The 12,302-nt window shown below is 26.0% G+C and carries 8 protein-coding genes; 6 read left to right on the forward strand and 2 right to left on the reverse strand.

The window, feature by feature from the left end:
* Window positions 1-66: 66 nt before the first annotated feature.
* Together ABVS04_RS06430 and ABVS04_RS06435 are read left to right on the forward strand one after the other, a co-directional pair.
* Window positions 67-3,252 (forward strand): NAD-glutamate dehydrogenase domain-containing protein, encoded by a 3,186-nt coding sequence (locus tag ABVS04_RS06430; RefSeq protein ID WP_368029841.1) that lies wholly within the window; start codon window positions 67-69, stop codon window positions 3,250-3,252.
* Between the two features lie 68 nt (window positions 3,253-3,320).
* On the forward strand, window positions 3,321-3,527 hold the full coding sequence (locus ABVS04_RS06435) for a hypothetical protein (protein ID WP_368029842.1): 207 nt from the start codon (window positions 3,321-3,323) through the stop codon (window positions 3,525-3,527).
* 52 nt (window positions 3,528-3,579) lie between these two features.
* Here ABVS04_RS06435 and ABVS04_RS06440 read toward each other — a convergent pair whose 3' ends face one another.
* The gene (locus tag ABVS04_RS06440; protein WP_368029843.1) at window positions 3,580-6,135 is read right to left on the reverse strand and encodes a putative bifunctional diguanylate cyclase/phosphodiesterase; all 2,556 of its coding nucleotides are present in this window, start codon (window positions 6,133-6,135) and stop codon (window positions 3,580-3,582) included.
* 132 nt (window positions 6,136-6,267) lie between these two features.
* Complete coding sequence (locus ABVS04_RS06445; RefSeq protein ID WP_368029844.1) at window positions 6,268-6,702, reverse strand: globin; 435 nt, start codon at window positions 6,700-6,702, stop codon at window positions 6,268-6,270.
* 141 nt (window positions 6,703-6,843) lie between these two features.
* Between ABVS04_RS06445 and ABVS04_RS06450 the strand changes: the two genes are divergently transcribed.
* The 4 genes from ABVS04_RS06450 to ABVS04_RS06465 all read left to right on the forward strand — a co-directional run bounded on the left by ABVS04_RS06450 (window position 6,844) and on the right by ABVS04_RS06465 (window position 12,301).
* A complete protein-coding gene (locus tag ABVS04_RS06450; RefSeq protein ID WP_368029845.1) occupies window positions 6,844-7,440 on the forward strand; it encodes a paraquat-inducible protein A in 597 nt (198 codons plus the stop codon).
* The gene (locus tag ABVS04_RS06455) at window positions 7,441-8,022 is read left to right on the forward strand and encodes a paraquat-inducible protein A (RefSeq protein ID WP_368029846.1); all 582 of its coding nucleotides are present in this window, start codon (window positions 7,441-7,443) and stop codon (window positions 8,020-8,022) included.
* Complete coding sequence (locus ABVS04_RS06460; RefSeq protein ID WP_368029847.1) at window positions 8,015-10,672, forward strand: MlaD family protein; 2,658 nt, start codon at window positions 8,015-8,017, stop codon at window positions 10,670-10,672. Before ABVS04_RS06455 ends, ABVS04_RS06460 begins: the two co-directional genes overlap by 8 nt.
* A gap of 201 nt (window positions 10,673-10,873) precedes the next feature.
* Window positions 10,874-12,301: a catalase gene (locus ABVS04_RS06465; RefSeq protein WP_368029848.1), complete on the forward strand. Its 1,428-nt coding sequence runs from the start codon at window positions 10,874-10,876 to the stop codon at window positions 12,299-12,301.
* Window position 12,302 lies beyond the last annotated feature (1 nt).

Raw genomic sequence — 12,302 nt, forward strand, 5'->3', positions numbered from 1 at the left:
TTTAACAACTATTTAAGTTATTAAGAGTAGTATATTGTTAATAACACTACTTAGAAGGACTTAAATATGGCTACAAATGATATAAATGCAGTTTGTTCTCAGATTTTGACAAATGATGATCTAAATGTTGATGAAAAACTTTTTACTCAGGTTCTAAAAGATAGAATAGTAACAAAAATAATAGATAATAAAAATTCAAAATATATTAAAATTTTTTCAAAAGAACAACTTTTTTTATCCCATATAACACCACTATTACATAATATTGGATTTGAAATAATTGATGAGGTAACATATAATGTTGCCCATGAAAAAGATTTAATTTTTATTTCGAGATTTAATTTAAATATTTCTGATTTAAAAAAGCTTGAAATTGCAAAAGATAATATTGAAATAATTATTACTCAATCCTTACAAGATCCAACTGTAAAACATTCAAAAGCTTTTTCTTTGGTTTATGAGCAAAATTTAAACTTTAGAAAAATAATGATTTTAAGAGCATTTATTGAGTATATTGACCAAGCAGTTCTTACTATTAATTCAGCAGCTATTTTAAATGCATTTACAGCGCATCATTCAATTACCGCTTTATTTGTTGAGTATTTTCTTACGAAATTTGATCCTAAAATTAAAAATAAACAAGATTTATTATTAAAAATTGAAGATGAGATAAAAGAGAAAATAAAACAAGTACCTCAAATATTAGATGATAAGATTTTAAATCTAACATTACATTTTTTAAAATCACTTTTAAGAACAAACTATTTTTTAAATAAAGAGACTTTATCTTTTAAAATAGATACAAAAAGTTTCGGAAAAGATTTAAAAGGATTACAACCAAATTTGGAAAATTTTATTTATCATAGGGATTTCTATGGAGTTCACTTACGAATGTCAAAGATTTCAAGGGGAGGTCTTAGATGGTCAGACCGACATGAAGATTATAGACAAGAAGTAAAATCACTTATGATTACACAAGAAGGTAAAAACTCTATTATTATTCCAGATGGTGCTAAAGGTGGCTTTGTAATAAACAAAGATTCAAGCGAAATTTCAAAAGAGTTTTTTACAGAAATTTACTCTTTATTTATAAATGCAAATTTAGATTTAGTTGATAATATGATTGATGGTAAAATTGTAAAAAATCCAGATGTTGTTTGTTATGATGAAGATGATGCTTATTTTGTAGTTGCTGCTGATAAGGGAACTGCATCTATGAGTGATATTGCAAATGCCATATCAAAACAAAGAGATTTTTGGTTGGGTGATGCTTTTGCAAGTGGTGGAAGTAATGGTTTTGGACATAAAGATTTAGGAATAACAGCCAAAGGTGCTATGGTTTCTACACAAAGGTTTTTTATTGAAGAGGGTATTGATATTCACAAAGAAGAAATTTCTGTTGTTGGAATAGGTTCTATGAGTGGAGATGTTTTTGGAAATGGAATGATGGAATCTAAAAAGTTCAAACTTTTAGCTGCCATTTCTCAAAGGGAAATTTTTATCGATCCGAAGCCTGATATTGAAAAATCATATCTTGAGAGAAAAAGACTTTTTGAATCACAAAAAGGTGGTTGGGAAAATTATAATATCAGTCTAATCTCAAAAGGTGGAGGAATTTTTAAAAGAAATGAGAAACAAATAGAGTTAAGTCCTGAAATTCAAAAACTCATAAAGTGTACTAAAAAAACAATTTCAGGGGAAGAATTATGTAAAAAACTTCTTATACTTGATGTGGATTTACTATTTAATGGTGGAGTTGGAACTTATGTAAAAGCAAGTGATGAAAATAATCTTGATTTAGGTGATAAGCAAAATGAAGCTGTAAGAGTTGATGCAAGTGAATTAAAAGCAAAAATAGTTTGTGAGGGTGGAAATTTAGGATTTACCCAAAAAGCAAGAATAGAGTTTGCTTTAAACGGTGGAAGAATAAATCAAGATGCTATTGATAATGCAGCTGGCGTTAATACCTCAGATCATGAAGTGAATTTAAAAATATTACTGAATATTATAAAAAATCAAGGTATTTTAAGTGAGCAACAAACAAGTGATACTTTACAATCTCTTACTCAAGCGGTTGTTGATTTAGTACTTCAAAGTAACTATGACCAAGCTTGTATAATATCTATTGATGAACGATTTTCAAGAAAATATCCTAATGATTATATAAAAGTAATTGAAACTTTAGAAAGTGAAGTAGAGGCATTTAATAGAAGAGATTTTTATATTCCTAAAAATGAAAATATAAGTGATATTATTGATATAAATGATTCTATTGTAAGACCAGTTTTAGGTTCACTGCTTTCTTATAGTAAAATTTTCCTAAAAAAAATAATACTAAATTCAGCACTTGTAGATGAAGCATTTTCAGAACAATATCTATATAGATATTTCCCAAAATCATTTGTTGGAGCTTATGAACAACAAATTGCACATCATCCATTAAAAAGAGAAATAATAGCAACAATGATGGCTGATATTGTTATAAATAATCAAGGTATTACTTTTATTTCAGATTATAAAAAAATTGGAAATGAAAAGTTTTTATTAAAAATAAAATCATATTTAGTAGTAAAACTATTATTTGGATCAAGGGAAATTAGAGAAAAAATATATGCACAAGATGCAATTATGCCTATTGAGAAACAATATAAATTGATAAATAAATTAGAATATGTTTTATATTCAAGTACAAAATGGATGGTTAAATATCTTCAAAAGAATCAGCTAGATTCAGTACATATTTTAGATCATAAATCAGAGCTATTTGCACTATTATCTGAAGTTCATAAGCAAAAAGTTGAAGTAATAATACAAGGTGATGATGACTTTAATAAATTTTATAGTGTTATAGATTATCTACGATTTGCAATTGCAGCTATTATTATAAAAGAGAATACACCACATTCATTTAAAGATGTAATAGTATTGTTTTATTCTTTAATTCATGAGTTTAATATTTTAGATATTATAGTTGCTTTAAATAAAATCAAAATCGTAAATGCAAGTGATATGGCTTTACGAAATCAAGTTTTACAATTTATTGAATATATTGTTGTTCATTATACTAAGAAGATTTTAGAATTTCAAAGGGTAAATGAAGCACCTGATGTTGCTTTTTCAAATTTTATAGCAAATGAAAAAGAAAAATTTTATAAAATAAGAGATCACTTGGATACTTTTATGGTAAAAGAAAATAAGGATATTAAAGATATTACAGTTACTGTAAATCAATTAATGGTTTCACTAATATAAGTTTATATTATAATTATTAATATAAGAAATTATTAGATATACTTATGGAAAATACAAAGGAGTAAATTATGAGTAATTTTAATAATGAACCAAGTTTAGATAAAATAGACGATTATAATGGAAATGAATCAAAACAAAAAAGAAATACAGTTAGATTAATTGTTGTTTTTTGTTTGCTTGTTGGAGCTGTAATTGCTTATTTTAAAACAACATCTCTTCCTGATGATTATGTGGGAACACCTGAACAACCAGGTATTTCAACAAATAAAAAATAAATATTTTAAATAGTACTAGTTTTCTAGTACTATTTTATACTTTTTTTATCTTTTATTTTAAAGAGATAAATTTATCTATTGGTTTTCCAATATGATAACCTTGATAGTAATCTATTTCTAAAACATCTAAAATTTCAACTATTTCTTGACTTTCTACAAATTCAGCAATTATTTTAATATTTAGCTCTTTTGCTAGTGTTACTATACTATTTACAAAAGCTCTATCTTTGATATCTTTATCAATATTTATAATAAAATCACCATCTATTTTGATGTAATCAATTGGGAATTTTTTTATATAGTGAAATGAGGAGAACCCTGAACCAAAATCATCAATAGCAAATTTATACCCTTCTACTTTTAATGCATGAACAAATTTTTCTAATAATGAAAAATTTTTTACAGTTTCTCTTTCTGTAATTTCAAATACTATATGCTCTTTTACTATTTCATAGGTATTGACAAAATTATTTATTTTATTGATAAAATCTCCCATAATTAGTGATTTTGGAGATAAGTTTATAAATAATATTCCTTGATAATTTGTCTCTTTTATTTTTTTAAAGGCTTTTTCTATAACCATTAAATCCATAGTATTTATTAAGCCTCTAGCTTCTGCAATTTCAATAAATTCAAAAGCAGAAACAATTCTGCCATCTTGATTTATTCTCATTAACAGTTCATGAATTACTAAATCATCATTTATAGATGATGGTTTTATTGGTTGGAAATATGCTTCTATTTGATCATTTTCAATGGCTCTAATAAGAAGTGATGATTTTTCTTGATTAGTTTTTAAAATCTCAGATACATCTTTTTGATCAGGAATTTTAATAGAATTTTTACCTTCTTCTTTTGCTTGATACATCATTGTATCAGCAATTATAAACATATCTGTTTGTGACATAGTATGTGTTGGATATACACAGATTCCAGTTGAAATTGTAAGACCAACTCTTGAGTTATCAGGAGCTATTAGTTTTTCATTTTCTATTCTTTTTGATATTCTTTTTGCAACAGTTAATGCTCCATTTTCATCACATTCAGGAAGTATAATTGTAAATTCATCTCCACCATATCTAGCAACAAAATCTTCAGGTCTCTTTTCTTCTTCTAATATATTTGCAATTGTTTGTAAAAATTTATCTCCAAAAGCATGGCCAAAATTATCGTTAATAGGTTTAAAATTATCACAATCTATAATCATTAAAGAAAATGGATATTCATGACGATTAGCTCTTTTTATTTCATAACTCATCATGTCATTAAATACTCTTTGATTAAACAAATCAGTTAATGGATCCCTTGCTGCATAATATTCCAAATCTTGTGTATATTTATGAATAGCTTTAACAGAACCTACAAGGTTTGCCATGGTTGTTAAAATTGAATCAATTACTATATATCTAATAGGATCATTTGAAAAAGCAGATTGTAAGCCAATTCCAACTATTCCTCCAATTTTAGGACTATCTAAAAATAAAGATTTAGTACGATATTCTATTTCCTCTTCTTTTAATTCATTTAAACAATTATTTCTATTAGCAATGATATGTTTAATAACAAAGTCTGTCATCCCTTGGAAATACTCAGAATCTTTTATTGTTTTATTTATATGTTTTTCAAAAACTTTTTTTTGTTCTTCTTTTGGCATTCCTAACCAAAAAATATCAACTTCAAATTGATCTTCTCCAACTCTAAAAATAGTTATGAGTGTATAAGTTTCCATGATTTTGTTTATTTCAATTAATAAATCACAAATATACTCTTTCCAATCTTTTACAACATCTGATGTAATAATAAATTTATCTAAAAGTTTTACCTCAAACTCTAATAACTCTTTATCAACAGCAATTTCTTTTAATTTATCTGCCATTAAATGCACATTGATAAGTATTTCATTAAATTCTTTGAAGTGTAAATCAATATTTTTTGAATCAAATTCTCTAAAATCTTGAACTGAATTTATTTTTTTAACCTTATCATTAAAAAGTATTAAGTTATCAACTATTTGTTTACTTGTATATCTTGAAGATAAAAATGCTGTTATATAAAATAGAGGAATAATTATTAAGAAAAATGCAATAAATTGATATTTTGATTCAGAAAAAATTGAATTTAAGTCTTGTTTTACTTCTAATACGCCTAGAATATCACCTTCTTTTACATTTGTATGACAAGCCATACAATCTGGTTTTACAATAAGAGGCATTATTGTTCTTACTATATTATTTTCAAAACTTTCAAAATTTTTAGCATCTCCATTTAAAATATCCACTAATGTTTTGTCTTTTGCTTTTTCATTTATTTCACCAAAAATTTCTTTTACTTTTTGGGATCTATATATATTTATTTCATAATTACTACTTACAAAATTATCTTCTAATGATTTTGTGAAAATATTAACATCATCTTTACTCCATCCTTTTTTCATTACTTGAAACATAGAAGAAAAAATTTGATTTGATATGGCTTTTGAATGATTTAAGGCTTCTTGTTTTGTAAGAGTTGTATGTAAATAAGTACTAAATAAAAAACATATTAAGAAAATAATAGAGACTAAAAGAATTTGCCTTGAAAATATATAATTTTTAAAAGTTTTTGACATAATATATCCTGATTGTAAATAACTTTATCATCATATCAAATTCTTTATTATAAAAGTTATTAAAGTAAAAAGAATATTGATAAATTAGGGATAAAAAATATTATTTAATAAAAATAGGCAAGCCTACTTTTATTAATCTCCAGGAGTATTCATCATCCAAATTGAGAATATATCTAAGTAATTCCAAAATGATTGTTTTAAATCATCAGGCATATCAAGTGGTGTTAAAACTAGAATGTATGATTCTAACCATATTCTTCTTGCTTCTTGTGTAATTGCAAATGGTTGATGTCGCGCTGCCATCATAGGGGCACCTCTATTTTCATTAAAATATGGATGTCCTCCACAGATTTGGATAAAAAAATCAGCTGAGTGTTGTTTTGCTAGTTCAAATCCTGCATCACTTGGTGGAAATAATCCTTTTATATTACTAACTCTTAATAAATCATAATGATCAGAAATTAGCTTTCTCATTCCATCTTCTCCTAAGAATTCTAAAACCTTTGGATCTGGCTTTACAACTGGAGGTCTTGTACCTAATTGTCCTTGTGTTATATGAAATTGCATTTTTTATTAACCTTTTAAAATATAGTATTTATTTGCATATTTGCAAATAACATAATACAATATATTAGATTTTAAACACTTTTTGTAGTTAAAAAATATTAAGTGTGGTAAAATGCCGAGATTTTTTAAATTAGGATTTTGATGCATAAAAATATAAATACAATTGTAGAATGCTATAGTTGTGGCTTATTTATAAAAAAAGAATTAAATACGAATTTAGTACAAAAATGCCCTAGATGTAATACAAAATTAGGTGGAAATAAAAGACATTCAAAAGATTCATTATATTTTGCTATTTCATCACTTCTTTTATTCGGAATAATGAATATTTATCCAATTATGTCATTAAATATAAATGATACAGAATTAAGAGCTTCATTAATTGGAACAGTTTCTATTTTACTAGAACAAAACTTCTTTTTCGTGGCGTTAATTGTTTTTTTTACAATTATTGTAGCTCCAGTTTTGAATTCTCTTGTGATAATATTTTCATTTATTCAAAAGAAAACAAAAGTAAAATTTTTTACTAAAACTTTACTCCATGATAGTTTCCACTTTTTTCAACATTGGGGATTTATTGAAGTATTTATTGTAAGTATAATTGTAACATATATTAAACTTATAGGATTGGTAAATTCAACTAAATTTGATGTGGGGTTTTATGTAATGTTAGCATATATTTTTTGTTTTTATATGTCTAATAAGCGATTTGAGGGTAAAAGTGTTTTTGGAGAATAAATGGTTTTAATATCATGTAAAAATTGTCATAAAATGTATGAAAAAGAAAATTATGATGAATTTGTATGTACTAGATGTAAGCATAAGGTAAAGCGTCGAATTTCTTACTCTTTACAAACATCAATAGCTCTTACTATTTGCGCAATTTTATTATATATTCCTGCAATGATTTATCCTATGATGGAAGTTACAAAGCTTGGAGTAAATGTTGAAAGTACCATATTAGAAGGTGTTATTAGCTTTTTAGAGTATAAAAGTTATTTTATAGCTTTTGTAGTATTTGCAGCAAGTGTTGTAATACCTATAATAAAACTTGCAGGATTATTATTTATTTTTATATCATTAAAAATAAATATAAAAATGCAAAATAAAACAAAAGTTGTAGTTTTTAAATTTATTGAAGCTATTGGAAAATGGTCAATGATAGATATTTATGTTGTTGCAATTTTGGCTTCAGTTATACAGCTGGATGAAATTTTTAATATCAAAGGAGGAATTGCTGCGACCTCTTTTGCTTTGATGGTAGTATTAACAATGATAGCAGCACACAGATTTGACACAAGGATTATTTGGGATGAGTGAAATAGTTAAACAAGAAATAGAACAAGTAGTTTATAAACCAAAGCTAGAACAAAAAAAAGCAGTATCTTTTATTTGGGTTTTACCTTTAATTATACTGGGAGTTCTAGGCTGGATTGCTTATGAATCTTATATGAAAAAAGGAACAAATATTACAGTTACTTTCAAAAGTGCAGAGGGTTTAAAAGAGGGTGTTACCCCTTTAGAATACAAGGGATTGCAACTTGGGAAAGTTACAGAAATTAGTATGCATGATGATTTAAAAAGTGTAAAAGTAAATATTTTAGTAAAAAAAGAAGTAGCTAAATATGTGGCAAATGAAAGCTCTGAATTTTGGATTAAAAAACCAACTATTTCTTTAACAAAAGTTTCAGGGCTTAGTACACTAATAAGTGGACATAAAATTGAATTATCTCCTAAATTTAAAAGTGAAAAAGAATTCAATGAAAGTAAGGAACAGCTATTTTTTGAAGGTTTGGATACTCAACCAAATGATGAGTATGAAGATAATGGTTATTATATTTCTTTAATAGCAAATGATAAAGACAATGTGGAGGTTGGAACACCAATATTTTATAATAAATATCAAATAGGTGAAATTATTGCAAAAGAATTTAAATATGAAAAAGTTTTTTTAAGTGCATATATTTATGATAAATTTAATTATTTAGTAAATCAAAGTTCAAAGTTTGTTATAAATGAAGCATTAAAAGTAAATTATGGAGCAAGTGGATTAAATATTGAAGTTGGCTCTTTATATTCAGCTTTAGTTGGTGGAGTTACAGTTGTTACACCAAATAAAGATGCAAATAAAATAGGAAAAGAAGAAGTTTATACTCTTTTTGCAAATAAAGACGACCTAAGAAAAAAAGAGTATTTTCATGTGAATTTTCAAAAAGCAAATGGAATAGAAGAAAATAGTGCAATCATTTATAAAGGTATTGAAATAGGGCGTGTATTAAGTGTAGGTTTACATAATGACATCTTGCAAACAAAAGCTTATGTCTATGAAGATTATAAATATTTACTTACAAATAATACTAAGTTTTTTGTTGAAGAGCCAAATATTTCCCTTTCAGGTGTTGAAAATTTAGGAAATATTGTAAAAGGAAATTTCTTATCTTTAGTGTATAAAGAAGGAGCTTTTAATAATATTTTTAACGCTATAGATAAAAAAGATATAAATAAAAATAGTACAACTGTAAAACTAGAACTTTATAGTGACAATTTAAATTCAATTACCGAAAAGTCGAAAATTTATTATAAAAATATTGAAGTGGGGAAAGTTGATAGTTATAGTTTAACTTCAAATTTACAAAAAGTGAAGATTGTAGTTTCAATTGATGATCAATATAAAGATTTAATAAATGACCATATTCTTTTTTACGATATGAGTTCAAAATTAGTAGAAATGAAAGCTTTAGATTTAAATATTAACTATAGTGGAGTAGAACCTTTATTAAATGGAGCTATTGGAATTGTTGGTGAAAAAAGAAAGGAAAAACTAACAAAAAAAGAATTTAAACTTTATAGCTCATTCAAAGATGTTGAAAAATTAAAAAAAGTATATAACACAGGAGTTACAATAGATGCTTTTTTTGATAATGATTTTGAGATAAAACCTAATATGGCAATAATTTATAAAAATCAAGAAATAGGATTTGTTAAAGATATAGACTTTGATGATAGAAGATCAACAGTTAGATTATTTATTTACACACCATTTCAGAAATATATTACAAATAAAAGTAGATTTTATAAAAAAGGAATTGTAAATCTAAAAGCTAGTTTAAGTGGTGTTTTATTTGAAGTTGATAATTTCACTTCACTTTTAGAAGGCTCAATTCATCTTGATACTGATTCACCAATTACTTACGATAACTATGAAGTTTTCTCAAGTGAAGATGCTATGAAAAATTCATCAAATAGTATTAGTATTATTTTTGATAATGTAGAAGGTGTTCAAGAAAACTTTTCGCAACTTACATATAAAGGGGTAAATGTAGGAAAAGTTACGAAAGTATCATTAAATAAAGATCAAAAAGTTGAAGTAAAAGCAATACTTTATGATGATTATGCCTCTTATGCAAAAACTGGAACAATTTTTTATTTAAAAAAACCTAGAATATCTTTACAAGAAATAGCTAATGTAGGATCTACAGTAATGGCTGTAAATATTGGTGTTATAAAAAGTACTGAGACTAAAATTCAAACAAAATTTGAAGGCTTAGAAAATCAACCATCTGTTGAAAAATCTCATTTTGGTACAGTTTTTCAAGTAGAAGATAGTACAGCATCAAGTGTAAATGTAGATGCTCCCGTTTATTATAAAAATGTTCAAATAGGAAAAGTAAGTAAAGTAGATTTAAGTAGTGATGGATCAAAAGTTATTGTAGATTGTTTAATTGATGATAAATATAAAAAATTCATTAGAAAAAATTCTGAATTCTATGACATAAGTGGTTTTGAAATGAAATTCTCAATTTTTTCTGGTTCAAAAATTGAATCAAATACATTTACAAGTATATTAAAAGGTGGAATTGTAGTTGTAACTCCTTATGAATATAATGAAATTGCAAGTTCTAAAGATAAATTTATTTTAAATAAAACATTAAGGGAAGATTGGAAAAGTATAAGTCCAAGTATTAAATAAATTATTTAAGTGTTTACTATTGTTTACTCTTTATTTAAATCATATTTAATTTTATAAGATATATTTTGATAACAAAAAGACTTTTTTATACTAAAAAAAGTCTTTTAGAAAATAAATTTTAAGTTTATTTTAATATTTAATAATATAGAATAAATTTATCAAAGGAAAAATATTTTCCTTAATAAAATTAAAGGATAAAGTATGAAAAAAGTAATGACTACTACAGCTGGTAATCCAATTTCAGATAATCAAAACTCTATGACAGCAGGACCAAGAGGTCCTGTTTTAATGCAAGATTATCAATTAATAGAAAAATTAGCTCACCAAAATCGAGAAAGAATTCCTGAACGTGTAGTTCATGCAAAAGGAAGTGCTGCTTTTGGAGAACTTGTAATTACTGAGGATATCTCAAAATATACAAAAGCAAAAGTTTTACAAAAAGGTGAAACTACAAAAATGCTGCTTAGATTTTCAACAGTTGCAGGAGAAAAAGGTGCTGCTGATGCGGAAAGAGATGTAAGAGGATATGCACTTAAATTTTATACAAAAGAAGGTAATTGGGATTTAGTTGGAAATAATACTCCTGTATTTTTCATAAGAGATGCTTACAAGTTCCCTGATTTTATTCATACACAAAAAAGACATCCACAAACAAATTTAAGATCTAATACGGCTGCTTGGGATTTTTGGTCATTGAGCCCTGAATCTTTACATCAAGTGACTATTTTAATGTCAGATCGTGGAATTCCTAAATCATATAGACATGTAAATGGTTATGGTTCTCACACTTATAGTTTAATAAATGCTCAAGGAGAGAGATTTTGGGTTAAATTTCACTTTAAAACTCTTCAAGGAATTCAAACTATTACAAATAAAGAAGCTGAAGCTATTGTTGCAAAAGATAGAGAGTCAAATCAAAGAGATTTATTTGAAAACATTCAAGCTGGAAATTTTCCAAAATGGAGTTTTGAAATTCAAGTTATGACAAATGAACAAGCTAAAAATTGTAGTTTTAATCCATTTGATTTAACAAAAGTTTGGCCTCATGGTGATTATCCTATGATAAAAGTTGGAATAATGACTTTAAATGAAAATCCTAAAAACTATTTTAATGAAGTAGAACAAGCTTCTTTTTCTCCTTCAAATATAGTTCCAGGAATTAGTTTTTCACCTGATAAAATGTTACAAGCAAGAATCTTCTCATATCCAGATGCTCACAGATATAGAGTTGGAACTCATTATGAAATGTTGCCTGTAAATAGACCAATAGTTGATGTTAATACATACCATGCAGATGGATCTATGAATTATGAAATTAAAGAGCCAACGGACGCTTATTATGAGCCAAATAGCTTTGGTGGAGCAAGTGAAGATGCAAGTTTTGCAGAGCCATCTTTTGAAACAGGTGATGTAGCTGATAGATATAATCATAGAGATGGGAATGATGACTTTGTACAAGTTACTGCTTTATTTAATCTAATGAGTGAGAACCAAAAAGAACAGCTGTTTTCTAATATCGCAGAAGCAATGGATGGAGTTCCAAGAAACATAATTGATAGACAACTTGCACTTTTTGAACAAGTTCATAAGGATTATGCAGCTGGAGTTAAAAAAGCTTTAGGAATCTAAA

Source organism: Arcobacter sp. s6 (assembly GCF_040884245.1).
Lineage (GTDB): Bacteria > Campylobacterota > Campylobacteria > Campylobacterales > Arcobacteraceae > Aliarcobacter.

Coding starts and splice junctions, on each gene's coding strand:
- ABVS04_RS06460 (WP_368029847.1), top strand. CDS start 8,015: ATGAGTGAAATAGTTAAACAAGAAATAGAACAAGTAGTTTATAAACCA.
- ABVS04_RS06450 (WP_368029845.1), top strand. CDS start 6,844: ATGCATAAAAATATAAATACAATTGTAGAATGCTATAGTTGTGGCTTA.
- ABVS04_RS06445 (WP_368029844.1), bottom strand. CDS start 6,702: ATGCAATTTCATATAACACAAGGACAATTAGGTACAAGACCTCCAGTT.
- ABVS04_RS06455 (WP_368029846.1), top strand. CDS start 7,441: ATGGTTTTAATATCATGTAAAAATTGTCATAAAATGTATGAAAAAGAA.
- ABVS04_RS06435 (WP_368029842.1), top strand. CDS start 3,321: ATGAGTAATTTTAATAATGAACCAAGTTTAGATAAAATAGACGATTAT.
- ABVS04_RS06465 (WP_368029848.1), top strand. CDS start 10,874: ATGAAAAAAGTAATGACTACTACAGCTGGTAATCCAATTTCAGATAAT.
- ABVS04_RS06440 (WP_368029843.1), bottom strand. CDS start 6,135: ATGTCAAAAACTTTTAAAAATTATATATTTTCAAGGCAAATTCTTTTA.
- ABVS04_RS06430 (WP_368029841.1), top strand. CDS start 67: ATGGCTACAAATGATATAAATGCAGTTTGTTCTCAGATTTTGACAAAT.